At 75.6% G+C, this 17,979-nt stretch carries 14 protein-coding genes; 8 read left to right on the forward strand and 6 right to left on the reverse strand.

Features of this window, described 5'->3' with window-relative positions:
* The 3 genes from ACIGZJ_RS29005 to ACIGZJ_RS29015 form a co-directional block, all read right to left on the reverse strand.
* Positions 1-705 carry an allophanate hydrolase subunit 1 gene (locus tag ACIGZJ_RS29005; RefSeq protein WP_396460022.1) on the reverse strand — a complete coding sequence of 235 codons (705 nt, stop codon included), beginning with the start codon at positions 703-705 and terminating at the stop codon, positions 1-3.
* Between the two features lie 212 nt (positions 706-917).
* Positions 918-1,694, reverse strand: coding sequence for a LamB/YcsF family protein (locus ACIGZJ_RS29010; protein WP_396460023.1), 777 nt, complete (start codon positions 1,692-1,694; stop codon positions 918-920).
* 345 nt (positions 1,695-2,039) lie between these two features.
* Positions 2,040-3,119 carry an IPT/TIG domain-containing protein gene (locus ACIGZJ_RS29015; protein ID WP_396460024.1) on the reverse strand — a complete coding sequence of 360 codons (1,080 nt, stop codon included), beginning with the start codon at positions 3,117-3,119 and terminating at the stop codon, positions 2,040-2,042.
* A gap of 211 nt (positions 3,120-3,330) precedes the next feature.
* Here ACIGZJ_RS29015 and ACIGZJ_RS29020 point away from each other — a divergent pair, with 211 nt between their 5' ends.
* From ACIGZJ_RS29020 to ACIGZJ_RS29045, 6 genes are all read left to right on the forward strand, one after another.
* On the forward strand, positions 3,331-4,866 hold the full coding sequence (locus tag ACIGZJ_RS29020; RefSeq protein ID WP_396460041.1) for a hypothetical protein: 1,536 nt from the start codon (positions 3,331-3,333) through the stop codon (positions 4,864-4,866).
* Positions 4,863-5,045 carry a hypothetical protein gene (locus ACIGZJ_RS29025; protein ID WP_396460025.1) on the forward strand — a complete coding sequence of 61 codons (183 nt, stop codon included), beginning with the start codon at positions 4,863-4,865 and terminating at the stop codon, positions 5,043-5,045. Before ACIGZJ_RS29020 ends, ACIGZJ_RS29025 begins: the two co-directional genes overlap by 4 nt.
* Positions 5,042-5,917, forward strand: a complete 876-nt coding sequence (locus ACIGZJ_RS29030) for a hypothetical protein (protein WP_392941865.1) — start codon at positions 5,042-5,044, stop codon at positions 5,915-5,917. The genes ACIGZJ_RS29025 and ACIGZJ_RS29030 overlap by 4 nt, the downstream gene beginning before the upstream one ends.
* Positions 5,918-6,028: 111 nt before the next feature.
* Entirely contained in the window at positions 6,029-10,594 is a 4,566-nt protein-coding gene (locus tag ACIGZJ_RS29035) for a hypothetical protein (RefSeq protein WP_396460026.1), read from the forward strand.
* A 19-nt stretch (positions 10,595-10,613) separates the two neighbouring features.
* On the forward strand, positions 10,614-11,378 hold the full coding sequence (locus ACIGZJ_RS29040; RefSeq protein WP_396460027.1) for a metallophosphoesterase: 765 nt from the start codon (positions 10,614-10,616) through the stop codon (positions 11,376-11,378).
* A gap of 26 nt (positions 11,379-11,404) precedes the next feature.
* Positions 11,405-12,493 carry an NADH:flavin oxidoreductase/NADH oxidase gene (locus ACIGZJ_RS29045; protein ID WP_396460028.1) on the forward strand — a complete coding sequence of 363 codons (1,089 nt, stop codon included), beginning with the start codon at positions 11,405-11,407 and terminating at the stop codon, positions 12,491-12,493.
* On the opposite strand, the gene ACIGZJ_RS29050 is transcribed toward ACIGZJ_RS29045, so the two are convergent.
* Positions 12,469-12,828: a hypothetical protein gene (locus ACIGZJ_RS29050; RefSeq protein WP_396460029.1), complete on the reverse strand. Its 360-nt coding sequence runs from the start codon at positions 12,826-12,828 to the stop codon at positions 12,469-12,471. The genes ACIGZJ_RS29045 and ACIGZJ_RS29050 overlap by 25 nt on opposite strands.
* 193 nt (positions 12,829-13,021) lie before the next feature.
* Positions 13,022-13,717 carry a FadR/GntR family transcriptional regulator gene (locus ACIGZJ_RS29055; RefSeq protein ID WP_396460030.1) on the reverse strand — a complete coding sequence of 232 codons (696 nt, stop codon included), beginning with the start codon at positions 13,715-13,717 and terminating at the stop codon, positions 13,022-13,024.
* 131 nt (positions 13,718-13,848) lie between these two features.
* Between ACIGZJ_RS29055 and ACIGZJ_RS29060 the strand changes: the two genes are divergently transcribed.
* On the forward strand, positions 13,849-14,403 hold the full coding sequence (locus ACIGZJ_RS29060; RefSeq protein WP_396460031.1) for a gluconokinase: 555 nt from the start codon (positions 13,849-13,851) through the stop codon (positions 14,401-14,403).
* Positions 14,400-15,791, forward strand: a complete 1,392-nt coding sequence (locus tag ACIGZJ_RS29065) for a GntP family permease (RefSeq protein WP_396460032.1) — start codon at positions 14,400-14,402, stop codon at positions 15,789-15,791. Before ACIGZJ_RS29060 ends, ACIGZJ_RS29065 begins: the two co-directional genes overlap by 4 nt.
* 356 nt (positions 15,792-16,147) lie before the next feature.
* Here the strand turns inward: ACIGZJ_RS29065 and ACIGZJ_RS29070 are convergent, their stop codons facing one another.
* Entirely contained in the window at positions 16,148-17,743 is a 1,596-nt protein-coding gene (locus ACIGZJ_RS29070; protein WP_392941844.1) for an FAD-dependent oxidoreductase, read from the reverse strand.
* Positions 17,744-17,979 lie beyond the last annotated feature (236 nt).

Genomic DNA, 17,979 nt, shown 5'->3' on the forward strand with positions numbered 1-17,979 from the left:
TCACCGGCCTCCCTCGCCGCGCCTGCTCGACGAGCCCCCGGCTCGGCCGCGGTCGCCACCCTCGGCCGTGGCGCGCACGGCCGTGAACCGTACCCGCACGCCCGGCGCGAGCAGCGCGGCCGGGTCGCGCCCGGCGTCCCAGAGCGCCAGCGGCGTCCTCCCGAGCAGCTGCCAGCCACCGGGTGAGGAGCGCGGGTACACCCCGGTGTACGGGCCGGCCAGCGCGACCGAGCCGGTCGGGACGGAGCTGCGCGGGGTGTCCCGGCGCGGCACCCAGTACCGCTCGGGGAGACCGGTGAGGTAGCCGAAACCGGGGGCGAAGCCGCAGAACGCGACCTCGTATGCGGCCTCGGTGTGGATCCGGACCGCCGCCTCGGCGGAGACGCCCCACCGGGCCGCCACCTCGGCGAGGTCGGCGCCGTCGTAGACGGTGGGGACCTCGAGCAGTGGCCCTTGGGCACTGGTCGACGCGGTGGGCCGGGGGGCTCGCAACAGGGCGGTCAGCGCGGGGAGGTCGGCGACGCCGTCCAGCAGCACGCTCCGCGCGGCGGGGACGATCTCCTCGACCTCCGGCAGGGCGCCCGCCGCCTGCTGCTCCCGGAGCCAGCCGTACAGGGCGCTCACCTCGGCCGTGCCGCCGACCTCGACCAGCAGCGCCCGACCGCCGACGCGCCGGATCCCGGGGGGCTCCGGCTGCTCCGGCACCTGCGGCCGGCCGCCCGATGCCCCGCCAAGACCGCCAACAGCAGCCGCCCCGCCCGGACCTGCCCCGTCCGGTGCCGCCCCGCCCGGACCTGCCCCGTCCGGTGCTGCCCCGTCCGGTGCTGCCCCGCCCGGTGCTGCCCCGCCCGTTGCTGCCCCGCCCGTTGCTGCCCCGTCCGGTGCCGCCCCGCCCGACGCCGCCCCGCCCGGAGCCGTCACGTGAAGGCCTCCACCCGCACCCCCGCCGAGGCGAGCGCGCCGCGCACCCGCCAGGCGAGCTGGGCGGCGCCGGGGGTGTCGCCGTGCACGCACAGGGACCGCGCCTCGACGGCGATCGACTCGCCGCCGACGGCCTCCACCACGCCGTCCCGGGCGATGCCGACCGCGCGGGTGATCACCGCCTCCGGGTCCTGCACCACCGCGCCCGGTTCACGGCGGGGCACCAGGGTGCCGGCCCAGGTGTAGGCACGGTCGGCGAAGGCCTCGGCGACCACCGGCAGCCCGACGCCGTCGGCGACGGCCAGCAGGCGCGAGCCGGGCAGGCCGAGCACCGGCAGCGGGCCGTCGCAGACCGCCCCGGCCCGCAGCACGCCCGCGACCACCGCCTCGGCCTGGTCGGAGTCGGCCACCACGCGGTTGTAGAGGGCGCCGTGCGGTTTGACGTAGGAGACCCGGGAGCCGGCCGCGCGGGCGAAGACCTGGAGGGCGCCGATCTGGTAGGCGATCTCGTCGGCCAGCTCATCCGGCGGGACGTCCATCGCGCGCCGGCCGAAGCCGGCCAGGTCGCGGTAGGAGACCTGGGCGCCGATCCGGACCCCGCGCTCGGCGGCGAGTGCGCAGACCCGGCGCATCGTCGAAGGGTCCCCGGCGTGGAAGCCGCAGGCGACGTTGGCGCTGGTCACCACGGAGAGCAGGGCCTCGTCGTCGGTCAGCGTCCACCGCCCGAACCCCTCGCCGAGGTCCGCATTGAGATCGATCACCGCATCGGCCACGCCCGTCCGCCTCCCAGCAGCTGTTGAGCCAGATGGTAGGGCCTGCGTGTGAAGGCCGGTGTTCGTGACCCGGGCCCTGGGCGCCCCGGCGCCGGTACGGCCGCAGACGCTCCCCCGCTCGGCCCAGCCGTGCCGCCGCGCGACGCGATCGGCAGTGGTACCGCGCCGGCGACCTCGAACGACATGTCGACGAATCGCCAGTACGACAGGGGAGGCCCTGGCGCAGTCCGCAGACCAGGTCCATCCTGCGGGCTCCGGGCCGGGCCGGGGAGGAGAAACGGCGGTGGCCGGACACCAGAGGTGTCCGGCCGCCGCCGTTCGCGGTACGGGCCCCGTGGGCGCCCGCTACGAGGTGTACGTGTACCGGTCGGCCGTGCTCGTCGCGCTGGTCCCGCCGGCCGTGGCCACGGTCACGTCGACCACGCCGGTGCCCGCCGGGGCGGTCGCCGAGCAGAGCGACGCCCCGCAGGAGTAGCGGGTGGCGGGGACCCCGCCGAAGAACACCGCGCCGTTGGCCAGGTTGCCGCCCTGAACGTAGATCTGGGTGCCGCCGGCCGCCGGGCCGGTGCTGGTGGTCAGGCCGGTGACCGCAGGTGCGGGCGGCGCCGGGGGAGCCGCACCGGTGTAGTCGAACGGGGTGGACGAGGTCGCCGAGCCGCCGGGGGTGACCACGGTGACCGGCGTGCTGCCCGCACCGCCGGGGGTGGTCACGGTGCAGGCGGTGGCGGTGCAGCCGCCGACCGCGACCGAGTCGCCGAACAGCACGAAGCCGTTGTCCAGGTTGGTACCGGTCACGGTGACGGCGGTACCGCCGGTGCCCGCGCCGGACGTCGTGCCGATCCCGGTCACCGTGGGGGCGGCCTGGGCGGCGGGCGCCTGCGGGCCGCTGCCGAGCAGGTAGGTCGACACGTTGTCGGACGGGTCCGCGTCGTTCCGGTTCGCGGCCGTCACCTTGATCGTCCCGGCCGGTCTGGTGCCATGGGAGGCCACGAAGACCTTCATGAACTCGCTGCGCCCCGGGGCGCGGTTGCCGGTGAAGAAGGCGTCCAGGCGGCGGCCGTCGGGCGAGATCGCCTGGGTGAACGTGTAGTCCTGGAAGGAGGTGATCATGGCGCCGCTGGTGGTCAGGCCGGGCGGCAGCTCGACGGTGAGGTGGGTGACCCCGGTCAGGTCGGCGGTGCCCGAGGACTTCCAGGTCACCGAGAAGTTGGTGTAGTCGGTCGGGAAGATCGGATAGTTCCCGGCCTGGGTGACGGCCACGTTCTGGCCGGTGACGGCCGCCGTGGCGACGGCCTTGGCGGCGCCGGAGGCGGTCCCGGAGGTGGCCCCGGCGGTGGTCGCGGCAGTGGAGACGGCGGTGCCGGCGGCGAGGGCGGCCACGGCGAGGGCGGCGGCGAGGCCGCCTCGTACCAGTCGGATGATCATATGAGGAATCATGGCGGCGGAGGCCGAGTCGCGGGGGCATTTTCTCGAAAGCCAGTTCTATCGCCCACGCCTCGACCCCGGCGGTCCGGCCCCCGTCCGGCCCCCCGCCCGCCCTTTCACCCACCGCGCCCCACCCCCGCTCCCGCCCGCCCATAAGGTCCGTTTCGGTCGTTGTCGGTGCGTACCTCTAATCTTGTCCACCGTGACCGCCATCGCTGACCCGCCCATCGAGCACGGGCCCCGGCCGCCCGCCGGGCCCGCCGCAGCCGCCGTGCGGCCCGCGCCCGGCCCCGCCGCCGACGAGGGCCTCGCCCGCCGGCTCAAGGCGCTGGCCTGCACCGCCCCGCTGCACGACCTGGACAGCCGCAAGGTGATGCTGGCCGGCGAGTACGGCGGCTACGCGATGGCCGAGGTCGGTCTCGCCGCGATCGACCTGGTCACCCTGCACATGGACTTCGACACCGGGGCCGACCGCGACATAGTGCTGGCCCGGCTGTTGCCCCGGGTCGCCGCCCAGGCCGCCACCCGGCCCACCGCCGAGCACGAGCGGGTCGCCCGCTGGGTGCTGGAGTCGCTGATCAACGTCGGCAGCGTCGACCGCGGCTTCCGCGCCGTCTACGGCACCTTCGGCCAGGACGGCGCGTACGTCCGCCGCGACTACGACTTCAAGCTGATCGAGGAGGTGCCGGGCCCCGACGGCGGCGTCTACCTGCGCACCACCGACGAGGCCGTCAACGTCCTGGTCGGCGCGCTCGACACCGATGTCACCTCCGCCCAGATCGCCGCCGAGGTCAAGCTCGAGGTGCTGATCCGCCGCGGCCGCCTCGCCGACGCCCAGCTCGCCGCCGAGCAGGCCCGCTACCGCACCGTCCAGTACGCCGAGACGCTGCGCCGCGCCCTCGACGCGACCAGGCGCAACGTGCGCGCCGTCGACTGGATGCAGGCCATCCCCGATCTGATCGACGAGGCCCTCGACCACATCGCGGACCGCTACCGGCACGAGAACGCGATTCTCACCAACATCCGCAAGGCCCGCGACGAGGCCGAGGAGCCCGAGCACAAGCGCCGCGCCGCGGAGCTGGTCGACATCGTCAAGGACTGCATCCGCCGCCACACCCAGCTGCAGACCCGCCTGCTGGAGGCCGGCCCGCTGTTCCGCGCCGAGCAGGACCGGCAGGCATTCGCCGCGCCCGCCGCCCGCAGCGGCATCGACCTCTACGGGCAGCTCCTCGCGCCCGTCCTGCGGCTGCCGGTGGAGCAGGCCGTCCGGCCCACCGGAGCGTTCTTCGCCCGCGGCGCCGGCCTGCGGACGCCCGTCTCCGTCCGGGTCGCCGACCTGGTCGACCTGCTGCTCACCCCGCCGGTCGAGCGCGAGCACCTGGGCGCCGAGCTGCCCGACCCGGACCTCGTCGCCACCCCGGACGACAGCCGCTTCTCCGAGGACCAGCTGGAGGCGGCCCTGCTCCTGCTCGACCTGCTCCCCGACGCCCCGCGCCGGCTCTCCGGACTGCTCGCCGAGGCGCGCGGGCAGGACCGGGACCTGCCCTACCTGGTCGCCCTGCTGGCGGTCCACGCGGCCAGCCCGCCGGTCGGCACCGCCTACCGCCAGGGCGAGGAGCGGCTGCTCTTCGCCGTCGACGACGGCACCCCGCTGCAGGACCCGGAGTTCGGCGGCGCCGACCTCATCGTCGGCAGCGCCCTGCTCGACGCGGCCGGTATGGCCGCCGACCGCAAGGACGCCAGTTGACGGCCCGCCACCCCGCCCCGGCCCGCGAGCCGCGCCGACCGCATCAGCGCCGACCGCATCAGCGCGGACCCCGCGACGGCGCCGCCCGGCCCGCCCGCACCACAGCCACCACCACCCTCACCAGCACGACCGGCACCACCGGCACCGCCCGCATCAGCCCCGAGGAGCACCGCCCGTGACGACCCACCACGACACGTCCTGGGCGCCCGAGACCGAGCCCGCGGCCCCCGCCGCGATCACCCCGGCCGACGTCGCCGACGCCGCCCGGCTGGTCTCCTTCGGCCTCCAGGCCAAGCTGCTCCCCGCCCGCGACGCCGAGTACGCCGAACTCGTCCGCCGCCACCGCGAGGACCCGGCCTTCGCCCGCCTCGCCGACGCCGTCGCCACCGGCATGGGCCTGATCGTCCTGGAGGTCTCGCCGCGCGCCGGCATGGCAGTCTCCGCCGCCGAGGACTCCGTCTTCGCCGTCCGGATGGGCGACTACTCCCGCCGCGCCGCCTCCGAGTCCACCGACCGCTTCCTGCACGGCCTGGCCCACCTCGCCGTCGCCGCGATGGCCTTCCCCCGCCCCGAGGACCTCGCCGACGACGGCTACCTCGGCCGGATCACCGTCAACGGCGTCGACGCCTTCGTCCGCCAGGCCTGCCGCCGCCTGGAGGAGCAGGCCGACGCCGAGGGCGCCAACACCGACCCGCAGAGCGACGCCCCCGGCCTGGAGGCCGCCTGGCGGGTCTGGGCCCGGCGCACCGCCACCGGAGCCACCAAGGACGCCCGCCGGCTCTCCGGCTCCACCATCGGCATCGTCGCCAAGGCCGTGATGTTCCTGGTCGACTCCGGCTTCCTGCAGAAGACCTCGGACGACGCCGGCGGCACCTACCGCACCACCGCCCGCTACCAGCTCCAGGTCCGTGACCTGGCCGGCAGCGCCGCCATGGCCGAACTGCTCGACCTCGGCATCGTCCCGGTCTCCGACGGCACCGCCAGCCTGCTGCCCCCGGACACCGGGGACGAACTGGTCGCCGACGCGGGCCTCCCCTTCCACTCGCTCTGAGCCCGCACCAACCGCACCACCCAGAGCAGCCCAGTCCGCGCCCCCACCCACGCCCCAACCCGAGCCCCACCCCAGATCCAGACCCCTGCACATCCTGGAGAACCGCCGCACATGTACGAGCTCAACCGGGTCCGCCTCTACTCGATCGGACCGGCCGGCGCGCGCTACGCCGACACGGTGCTCGACCTGCGCGGCGTCGGCGAGCCCGTCTCCGATCCGGCCCCCCAGCAGATCGGCCTCTTCGGCGAGGACCTCGACGGACCGGTCCGCCGCCCGGCACCGGCCGGCGTGCTCTTCCTGGAGAACGGCGGCGGCAAGTCCGTCCTGCTCAAGCTGATCTTCTCGGTGATGCTCCCCGGCCACCGCAACACCCTCGGCGGCGCCAGCTCCGGCGTGCTGCGCAAGTTCCTGCTCGCCGACGACTGCGGCCACGTCGCCCTGGAGTGGCAGCACACCGTCACCGGTGAGCTGATCGTGGTCGGCAAGGTCAGCGAGTGGCGCGGCCGCCAGGTCTCCTCCGACCCGCGCAAGTTCGCCGAGACCTGGTACTCCTTCCGCCCCGGCGCCGGCCTCACCCTCGACTCGCTGCCCGTCGCCGAGCGGGTCAGCCTGGCCGGTGACCAGAAGGCCCGCGGCCGCCGCCGCACCATGAAGGGCTTCCGCGACGCCCTCACCGAGGCCGGCAAGGCCCACTCCCACCTCGACCTGGTCTTCGAGGACGGCCACGACCGCTGGACGGAGCACCTCGGCGAGCTCGGCCTCGACCCCGAACTCTTCCGCTACCAGCGCGAGATGAACGCCGACGAGGGCGAGGCCGCCGGCCTCTTCGCGGTCAAGCACGACAGCGACTTCACCGACCTCCTGCTGCGCGCCGTCACCGACACCCGGGACACCGACGGCCTCGCCGACCTGGTCCACGGCTTCGCCGCCAAGCTCGGCCGACGCGCCGAGCTCACCGCCGAACGGGACTTCACCGCCGGCTCGCTCGACCTGCTGGAGCGCATCGCCGAGTCCACCCTCGCCCGCGAGGGCGTCCGCGAGGCCCACCGCACCGCCGAGCGCCGCACCCGCCGCCTCGCCCACGCCCTCACCTCCCGCGCCGCCGCCGAGCGCGACCGCGCCCAGGACCTCGCCATCGAGGTCGCCGCCGCGGCGAGCGCCGTCACCGCCGCCGAGGCCGACCGCACCCGGCACACCCTGATCACCGCCGAGCTCACCCACCGCCACGCCACCCTGGGCCTGGCCGCCGCGACCGCCGAGGCCGCCGCACTGCGCCGCGAGCTCATCGAGGCCCGCACCCTGCACTCCGCCTGGCAGGCCGCCGAGGCCGTGCTGCGCCAGCGCGCCGCCGCCGACCGGGTCACCCGGGTCGCCGCCGCGATCCGCGAGGCCGAGCTCGACGCCGCCCCCGCCCTGGCCGCCCGCGCCCGCGCCGCCACCGCCCTCGCCCGCGCCCTGGAGAGCGCCGCCGCGGCCGCCGAGACCCGCGCCGACACCGAGGAGGAGCGCGCCGGAGAGCTCCAGTCCGACGGCTCCAAGGCCCAGTCCGACGCCACCGAGGCCGCCACCGCCGCCCAGAAGGCCCGCAGCGAGGCCGACCACCTGCGCCAGCGCCTCGCCGAGGTCGAGCAGGAGACCGCGGCCGCCGTCGAGTCCGGCTGGATCGACGCCGACTCCGACGAACCGGACCCGGCCCGCGCCGCCCTGCACGCCGCCGACGTCGAGAAGGCCGCCAGCGCCGCGCTCGCCAGGGCCCGCACGGCCGCCGAGGGCGCCGCCGCCCGGCTGCGTGAGGCCGCCGCCGCCGCGGGCCGCGCCGAACTCGCCGCCGCCCGCGCCCACGACGCCCGCAAGTCCGCCGCCCAGGCCCTCGCCGCCGAGCAGCGCACCGCCGCCCTGCTCGCCACCGAGCCGCGCCTCGCCGACCTGCTCTCCCTGACGCCCTACCAGGACAGCGCCGACGAGGACGCCGGCTTCCTCACCCCCGCCGTCCTGGACCGCTCCGCCGAGGCGCTGCGCGAACTGCTCGACGAGGCCATCGCCACCGCCGAGCGCACCCTGTTCGACCTGCGCACCGCCGCCGCCGACGACTCCCGCATCCTCGCCGCGCTCGGTGACGGCGGCCTGCTGCCGCCCGGCCCCGACGTGCTCGCCACCGTCGAGTACCTCGCCGAGCACGGCATCCCCGCCCTGCCCGGCTGGCGCTACCTCGCCCAGTCCGTCGACCCGACCGACCACGAGGCGATCCTCGCCGCCCGCCCCGAACTGGTCGACGGCGTGGTGATCACCGACCCCAACTCGCTCGACCGGGCCCGCGAGGTGCTGCAGTCCGCCGCCCTGCTGCCCCGCTCCACCGTCGCCGTCGGCGCCGCCGCCGCGCTGATCGCCCCGATCACCGACGAGCCCGCCTTCTTCCTCGTCCCGCCGAACCCGGCCATGCACGACGAGAGCGCCGCCGACGGCGAGCGCCGCGAACTGCGCGCCCGTGCCACCGCCCGCGAGGAGCACATCCGCGAACTGGCCGCCCGCCTCGGCGGCGACCGGGCGCTCGCCGCCCGCCTCGCCTCCTGGCACGCCAGCTGCCCGCCCGGCACCCTCGCCGAGCTGGCGGCCGCCGCCGAGGCCGCCCGCGAGCACGCCGAGCAGGCCGCCGCCGGCCTCGGCACCCTGCGCGCCGACCACGACGAGGCCGAGGTCGACCACGCCACCGCGGCCGCGGCCCACGAGGAGCACCGCGAGGCCGCCCAGCAGGCCCGCCGCCGCGCCGACGCCCTCTCCGGCCTTGCCTTCCGCCTGCGCGAGCGCGCCGGCTGGGTCCGCTCGCTGCGCGAACTCGCCGAGGACGCCGTCGAGTGCGACCGCCGCCAGGCCCAGTGCGCCGAACGGGCCCGCACCTGCGACGAGGACCGCCGCGCCGCCCAGCGCGCCGCCGACGACGCCCGCCGCACCGCGCGCACCCTGCGCGCCGAGCGCGCCGAGATCCCCGCCGCCGAGCAGACCGACGACCCGGCCGACACCGCCCCCGCCGCGCTGCCCGCCCTGCGCGAGGCCTACCGCGCCGCCTCCCAGCTCTACGAGAAGGTCGGCGTCGGCGCCGACCTGCGCGCCGAACAGGCCCGCGCCGAGGGCGACGAGGCCGCCGCCGCGACCGAACTCGACCGCCTCACCAACAAGGTCCGCACCCGCGCCGAGGAGCTGCTCGGCAGCCCCGACGGCGCCGACGGTCCCGCCCGCCAGGCCGCCGCCGCCCGCGCCGAGGAGCTGGTCGCCACCATCGAGGCCCGCTCCGCCGTCGCCAGCGAGCAGCTCGGCCGCCTGCGCGGCGAGGCCGAACGCTCCGCCCCCGCCGACGGCGAGGCCCACACCGAGCTGCCCGAGGACCTCGTCCCCACCGACCCCGAGCACGCCCAGGCGCTGCTGCGCACCGCCACCACCCGGCTCGCCGAGCGCCGCGAGAGCGTCGACGCGGCCCGCACCGCCCACGCCGACCTGCAGCGCACCTTCGACGCCGCCCAGGCCGCCGCCGCCGACTTCGACGAGCACGCGGGGCAGCTGCGCGACGGCTTGCGCGAGCACCAGGACGAGGACGGCCAGCCGGTCGAGCCCTACCTCGGCGCACTCGCCGAAGCCCGCGCGGCCGCGGCCGACGCCCGCCGGGCGCTGCGCACCGCCGCCGGTGAGCTGTCCTCCGCCGAACTGGCTGTCCGGGACGCCTCCGACGCGCTCGTCCGGCACGCCAACGCGGCCCGCTACGAGGCCGTCCGCACCCCGGCCCGCCAGCAGATCCGCGAACTGCCCGCGGCCGCGCTGCCCGACCACGCGGCCGCCTGGGCCACCGCCTTCGCACCCCGGCTGCGCGTGCTCACCGACGAACTCGCCCAGCTGGAGCGCAACCGCGGCTCGATCGTCGACCGGCTGCGCGGACTGGTCGAGTCCTCGCTCACCACCCTGCGCGCCGCCCAGCGCCTCTCCCGCCTCCCCGAGGGCCTGGGGGAGTGGTCCGGCCAGGAGTTCCTGCGGATCCGCTTCGAGGACCCGGACCACGCCACCCTGGTCGAGCGCCTCGGCGAGGTCATCGACGAGGCCACCCGCGCCGCCGTCCGGAAGAACAGCGACCTGCGCCGCGACGGCATGTCCCTGCTGCTGCGCGGCGTCGCCGCCGCGATCGGCCCGCGCGGCGTCAGCGTCGAGATCCTCAAGCCTGACGCCGTACTGCGCGCCGAGCGGGTCGGTGTCGGCCAGATGTCCGACGTCTTCTCCGGCGGCCAGCTGCTCACCGCGGCCATCGCGCTCTACTGCACGATGGCCGCCCTGCGGGCCAACGACCGCGGCCAGTCCCAGCTGCGGCACGCCGGCACGCTCTTCCTGGACAACCCGATCGGCCGCGCCAACGCCACCTACCTGCTGGAGCTCCAGCGGGCCGTGGCCGACGCGCTCGGCGTCCAGCTGATCTACACCACCGGCCTGTTCGACACCACCGCGCTCGCCGAGTTCCCGCTCGTCATCCGGCTGCGCAACGACGCCGACCTGCGGGCCGGCCTCAAGTACATCTCGGTGGAGGAGCACCTGCGCCCCGGCCTGCCCGCCCCGCAGGACCCGGACGGCCCGGCCGTCCACGGCGAGATCACCGCCACCCGGATGTTCAAGCGGCCCGCGGAGGTACCCGCCGCGCCCTGACCGGGCTAGCGTGACGGCCATGCTGACGATCGCCCACTTCAGTGACATCCACATCGGCCAGGACCACCGCGGGGACGGCGGCGCCCGGGCGTACCGGCGCGCCGGGCAGGTGATGGCGTACCTCAACGCCCTGCCCGGCCCGCTGGACGCCGTGCTGGTGACGGGGGACATCGCCGACCACGGCCTGCCCGCCGAGTACGAGCAGGCCGCCAAGGTGCTGACCTCCCGTCACCCGCTGTTCGACTGCCCCGGCAACCACGACCGGCGCGCGCCCTACCGCGAGGGCCTGCTCGGCGAGGCACCCGCCGACGGCCCGGTCAACCGCCTGCACCGGCTGCCCGGTGCGGACGTGCTGATGATCGACTCGTCGATACCGGGCCGCGACGACGGCCTGCTGGACGAGGAGACCCTCGGCTGGCTGGACGCCCGGCTCGCCGACGGCCGCCAGGACGTACCGGCGCTGGTGGCCTTCCACCACCCGCCGGTGGAGCTCCACCTGCCGTACGTCGACCCGATCCGGCAGTTCGGCGAGCAGCGGCTCGCCGAGGTGCTGGCCCGCCACCCCCGGGTGGCGGCCCTGCTCTGCGGCCACTCGCACACCGGCGCCGCCACCACCTTCGCCGGGCTGCCGGTCCGGGTGGCGCCCGGCGTGGTCTCCACCGTCACGCTGCCCTGCGAGGGCGCTCCCGACATCACCTTCGACCAGCCGCCGATGCTCGTCTTCCACGTCCTGGACGACGAGGGCCGGCTGACCTCCCACTACCGGGCCGTCACCCCGGAATGACCCACCGCCCCCTGCGAGGAGCCGCCATGAGCGCCCTGTTCGAGCCGATCACCCTGAGGTCGCTGACCGCCCGCAACCGGGTCTGGATGGCACCGATGTGCACGTACTCGGCGGCCTCGCAGGGGGACGCGGCCGGGGTGGCCACCGACTTCCACCTCGCCCACTACGGCTCCCGGGCGGCCGGCGGCGCCGGCGCGGTGGTCCTGGAGGCCACCGCGGTCAGTCCCGAGGGCCGGATCTCCCCGTTCGACCTGGGCCTGTGGAACGACCGCCAGCGCGACCGGCTGGCCCGGGTGGCCGCGCTGATCGCCGCGCACGGCGCGATACCCGCGGTCCAGCTGGCCCACGCCGGGCGCAAGGGGTCCGGCAACCGCCCCTGGCAGGGCGGCGGTTCGGCCCCCGAGGGGCTCGACTGGCCGACGGTCGGGCCGTCCGCCGTCGCGTTCGGCACCCGGCCGGCGCCGTCCGAGCTGACGGTCGGGCAGATCGGCGAGATCGTCGAGGACTTCGCCCAGGCCGCCCGTCGGGCACTGGCGGCCGGCTTCCGGACGGTCGAGATCCACGGCGCGCACGGCTACCTGGTGCACGCCTTCCTCTCCCCGGCCGCCAACCACCGCACCGACGCCTACGGCGGGGACTTCGCCGGGCGCAGCCGCTTCGCCCTGGAGGTCGCCGCGGCGGTGCGCGCCGTCTGGCCGGACACCCTGCCGCTGCTCTTCCGCGTCTCGGCCACCGACTGGCTGGACGGGCGGCCCGGCTGGACCGTCGAGGAGACGGTGCTGCTCGCGAAGGAGCTGCGGACCATCGGCATCGACCTGGTCGACGTCTCCAGCGGCGGCACCTCGCCGGACGCGGTGATCCCGGTCGGCCCGGGCTACCAGGTGCCGTTCGCCGAGGAGATCCGTACCGCCTCCGGGCTGGCCACCGGCGCGGTCGGTCTGATCACCGAGCCCGCGCAGGCCGAGCGGATCGTCGCGGACGGGCGGGCGGACGTCGTGCTGCTCGGCCGCGAGCTGCTCCGGGACCCGTACTGGCCGCTGCACGCGGCCCGTGAGCTCGGCGCCGGGCGGGACTGGCCCGAGCAGTACGGCTACGCGGTCGGCACCCGCGGCTGACGCGGCACCGGGCCGGCCGGCGGCGGCGCCGGCTGGGGGAACGGCCGGGGCCTGCCCGGCTCCCGGCTGCCCGCCATCGGCGTGGCCTGGCCCGGCCCGCGCATCCGCTGGGCGGCGACCTGGCGCGAGATCATGATCTCCAGCAGGCACCACATGGTGCCGAACACCCCGAGGCCCATCGCCATCAGGGCCGGTGTCATCAGCCAGCTGTCCGCGTACGAGGCCAGCGTCGCGAGCAGTAGGCCGACCAGCGTGAAGGCCAGGCAGAGCACCGCCCGGACGACGGCGGCCCGCACCTCGTCCGGCAGACGGCGGCGACGGCGTGCGGATGACATCGGGCGACCCCCAGGCGCGGTCACGGCGGCGGGACGGGCGCACCCGAGCGCGCCCCTGCGCAACACTCTGCCCCGTCGTACCCGGACTATGCGTCCGAATCCACTGAACTGCCGTCAAATCGTGTGATCTGCCCAGGAAAGCGCCGCAAACCCCCGCGCCGCCCGGTCCGACCGCACGCCCGGCCGGGGCGGCTCACCCGAGCTGCTGGTCGAGCTCCTCCAGCGCGCCCGTCACGATCGTCCGCATCGCCTGCTCCGCCTGTGCGGCGTCCCCCGCGCAGATCGCCTCCGCGACCTCGCGGTGCAGCCGGATCGCGTAGGGCTCCGGCTGATGGGGCATCAGATGGTACTCGGTGCGGCCGGTCAGCACCGCCCCGACGGTGTCCCCGAGGTGGGCGAACATCTCGTTGCCGGACGCCTTCAGGACGGTCGCATGGAAGGCGATGTCGTGCCGGAGGAAGGTCTCCAGGTCGGCGGCCCGCGCCGTCATCGTCAACTCCACGGCCAGCGCGCTCAGTTCGCGGCGCTCGTCGTCGGTGGCGTGCCGCGCCGCGAGCGCGGCCGCGGCCGGCTCCACCGCCACCCGCAGCGAGCCGAGCGAGCGCAGCTGCGCCGGCCGGTCGGCACCGGCCAGCCGCCAGCGGATCACCAGCGGGTCGAAGACGTCCCAGGCGGACTTCGGCTGCACGGTGCTGCCGACCCGCCGCCGGGACGCGACCAGGCCCATCCCCTCCAGGATCCGGACCGCCTCGCGGACCACCGTCCGCGACACCCCGTACCGCTGTTCCAGCTCCTCGGCGCGCAGCACCGCCCCCTCGGGGACCTCCCCGGAGGCGATGGCCGGACCGAGGTCGGCAAGCAGTCGGCCGGGCAGCCCCTGGATCTCCATCCGCCCAGCCTATGGCCTCTCTCCGGCCGGCCCACACGGGCCGATAAAGTATGACGATTTGGTTTCCGTCACTTGAATACGTCATATCTTTGGAGCGATAGTGGCGGCCTGGCAACGAAGGAGCACCACCCATGGCTCTCAGCGTCGAGAACCACGACACCCCCGCGTCGCCCCTCACCCTCGTGGTGATGGGCGTCTCCGGTGTCGGCAAGACCACCGTGGCCCGCCTCCTGGCCGACCGCCTCGGCCTCCCCTACGCGGAGGCGGACGACTTCCACCCGCCCGCCAACATCGCCAAGATGTCGGCCGGCACCCCGCTGGACGACGCGGACCGCGCCCCCTGGCTGCGCGCCCTCGGCGGCTGGCTGGGGGAGCGGGCCGAGGCCGGCACCGGCGGCGTGGTCACCTGCTCGGCGCTGAAGCACCGCTACCGCGACATCCTGCGCGCGGCCTGCCCGGGTGCCTTCTTCCTGCACCTCAGCGGTGGCCCCGAGCTGGTCGAGGACCGGCTCGCAAACCGCACCGGCCACTTCATGCCGCCGTCGCTGCTCGACTCGCAGTACGCCGCCCTGGAACCCCTGGCGGCGGACGAGCGCGGCGCCGTCCTGGACGTCGGACCGTCCCCCGAAGAACTCGTCGAGATGGCCGTATCCCTGCTGCGGCCCGTCAATGGAGACCTCGCGTGATCCCCTCCCTGCTCGCGGCGGCCGCCCCACCGGCCCTGCCGCACACCGACAGCGACGCCCGGCTGCTGCTCGCGGTGCTGCTCAGCATCGGCGCCATCGTGGTGCTGATCACCCGGCTGAAGCTGCACCCGTTCCTCGCCCTCACCCTCGGGTCGGGCCTGCTGGCCGCCGTCGCCGGCGCCCCCTTCGACAAGCTGCTGGGCAGCTTCTCCACGGGTTTCGGCGCGACCGTCGCGGGCGTCGGCCTGCTGATCGGGCTCGGCGCGATGCTCGGCAAGCTGCTCGCCGACTCCGGCGGGGCGAACATCATCGCGGACACCGTGCTGTCGCGCTCCGGGCCCCGGGCCCTTCCCTGGGCGATGGCGCTGATCGCGGCCGTCCTCGGCCTGCCGCTGTTCTTCGAGGTCGGGGTCGTCCTGCTGATCCCGATCGTGCTGCTGGTGGCCCGCCGCGGGAACGTCCCGCTGATGCGGATCGGCATCCCCGCGCTGGCCGGGCTCTCCGTGCTGCACGGCCTCGTCCCGCCGCACCCGGGCCCGCTGGTGGCCGTGGACGCGCTGAAGGCGGACCTCGGCATCACCCTGGCGCTCGGTCTGCTGATCGCCGTGCCGACGCTGGTCATCGCCGGCCCGCTGTTCGCCCGGCTGGCCGAGCGCTGGGTCGGCCCGCTGGAGATCCCGCAGGCCACCGCGCCCGTGGAGACGGAGAAGCCCGAGCACACCCCGGGCTTCGGCGCGGTCCTGGCCACCATCCTGCTGCCCGTCGTGCTGATGCTCGGCAAGGCGCTGGCCGACGTCGTCATCGACGACCCCAAGGCGCTGCCGCAGCGGGTGTTCGACTTCATCGGCTCCCCGCTGATCGCCCTGCTGGCCGCGACCCTGCTCGGCATGCTGACCCTCGGCCGGGCGGCGGGCTTCACCAAGGAGCGGATCTCCGACACCGTCGGCCGCTCGCTCGGCCCGATCGCGGGCATCGTCTTCATCGTCGGCGCGGGCGGCGGCTTCAAGCAGACGCTGATCGACGTCGGCGTGGGCAACGCCGTCAGCGAGTGGTCGAGCCGGTGGCACATCTCCGCGCTGCTGCTCGGTTGGCTGATCGCCGTGCTCATCCGGCTGGCCACCGGCTCCGCGACGGTCGCCACCATCACCGCCGCCGGCATCGTGGCTCCGCTGGCCGCGGACATGTCCTCGACGCACGCGGCCCTGTTGGTGCTGGCCATCGGCGCGGGTTCGCTGTTCTTCTCGCACGTCAACGACGCCGGTTTCTGGCTGGTGAAGGAGTACTTCGGGATGAGCGTCGGCCAGACCATCAAGTCCTGGTCGGTGATGGAGACGGTGATATCGGTGGTCGCGATCGCCCTGATCATGCCGCTCAGCCTGATCGTCTAGCCTTCCCGGCCCGTCCGGCCCGGACAGGGCCCAGCAGTACCGAGACGCCGAACGGGCGGGCGCTCCCCATGGAGCGCCCGCCCGTTCGGCGTTCACGTTCACCGTGCGGCGGCGTGCTCGTGACGCCCAGCCCGCGCACGACCGCGGCGCTGCCGTCCGACCGTGCCGCCGTCCGACCGTGCCACCGTCCGACCGTGCCGCCGTCCGGACGTGCCGGAGGGCGGACGCCCCCAGCCCTGGGGTGCCCGCCCTCCGGAGTCCCGCGCCTCGCGAGGCGGTGCCGTTACCCGGCTCCACGCCTCGCGAGGCGGTGTCCTACGTGCCTACTTGTTTCCGCGCTTCGCGAGGCTGTGCTCCTACTTGTTTCCGCGCTTCGCGAGGAAGGCCTCGACCTCGGCCCGGATCTCCGGCGTGTCCAGCCCGCGCACCGTCATCGTGGTGCGGCGGCGCAGCACGTCGTCCGCGGTGTACGCCCACTCGCTGTCGGCGGCGTACGCGACCTGCGCCCACACGTCCGGCCCGTCGGCGTGGATCGGCGCGCCGAGCTCGGGGTTCTCGTCGATCATGCGGGCGATCTCGAAGGAGAGCGTGCCGTAGTGGCTGGCCAGGTGCTTGGCGACCAGCGGCTCCATCCGGGAGCCGGGCTCGCGGTCGATCAGCAGGCGGTGCGCCACGGCGTTCGGCGCGCCGACGCCCGGCAGCGGAACGGTCCTGGCGATCGTCGACATGTCCTCGCCGAGGCTGGTGCCGGGCACGTGGGCCAGCTTCTCCAGCACGGTGCGGCCGATGTGCCGGTAGGTGGTCCACTTGCCGCCGGCGACCGACAGCATGCCGCCCTTGCCCTCGGTGACGACCGTCTCGCGCTTGGCGGCGGCGGTGTCGCCGGGGCCGCCGGGCAGCACCCGCAGGCCGGCGAAGGCGTAGGTGATCAGGTCGCGGTCGAGGTGCTCGTCGCGGATCGCGTGGCCGGCCTCGCCCATGATCTGGTCGATGTCGGCGTCGGTGGCCCGGACGTCCTTCGGGTCGCCGGTGTACTCCTCGTCCGTGGTGCCGAGCAGGACGTGGTCCTCCCACGGGATGGCGAAGGACACGCGGTACTTGTCGATCGGGATGGTCAGGGCCGCACGCCACGGGGCGCGGCGCTTGACGACGACGTGCGCGCCCTTGGAGAGGCGGATCGACGGCGCGGCGCCGGCGTCCTCCATCGCGCGCAGGTGGTCGACCCAGGGGCCGGTGGCGTTGAGCACCAGGCGGGCGTTGACGCCGAACTCGGTGCCGTCCAGGCGGTCCTTGAGCTCGGCACCGGTGACCCGGCTGCCGGTGAAGCGCAGGCCGGTGACCTCGGCGTGGTTGAGCACCACGGCGCCGGCCTCGACGGCGGCGCGTACCGTCATCACGGCGACGCGCGAGTCGTTCATCTGGTGGTCGCCGTACACGGCCACCGAGCGCAGGCCCTCGGTGCGCAGCGCGGGCACCTGCTGGGCGGCGTGCGCGGCGGTGGAGACCCGGCCCATGCCGTCGCGGAAGGCGGAGAGCGCAGAGTAGAGGAAGACGCCGGCGCCGAGCTTGGGCGCGCTGTGCGGGCCGCCCTTGTAGACCGGCACGAAGAAGGTCAGCGGGTTGACCAGGTGCGGGGCGACGTCGGTGGCGAGCGCGCGGCGCTCCTTGTGGTTCTCGGCGACCAGCTTGACCGCGCCGGTCTGCAGGTAGCGCAGACCGCCGTGGACGAGCTTGGAGGAGGCGCTGGAGGTGGCACCGGCGAAGTCGCCGCCGTCGACCATCGCGACCTTGAGGCCGGCCTGGGAGGCGGTCCAGGCGACGGCCGTGCCGAGGATGCCGCCCCCGATCACCAGCAGGTCGTAGGTGGCCTTGCCCAGCAGCTCGCGGGTCTCGGCGCGGGAGGCGGTGTGGCCGGCGGTGCGCTCGGCGCCCAGGGTCGGGATGGTTGCCATGGTGTGTGTTACGGCGACGCGGGTCGGGCGGCGCCGTTACTCCTCTCGGTGTGCGGTGCGGCCCCTGCTGAGAGGCCGGTCGGCCCGGTGCGGCGGGCCGGTGGAACGGGAGCGAGCCGGGGGGGGGCGGGGGGCCCCCCCCCGGGGGCGGGGGGGGGGGGGGGGGCGCCCCCCCCCCCCCCCCCCGGCCCCCCCCCGCCCGGGGCCCCCCCCCGTGCACGCCCCCCCCGCGGGGC

The organism is Kitasatospora sp. NPDC052868 (genome assembly GCF_044547105.1).
Taxonomy (GTDB): Bacteria; Actinomycetota; Actinomycetes; order Streptomycetales; family Streptomycetaceae; genus Kitasatospora.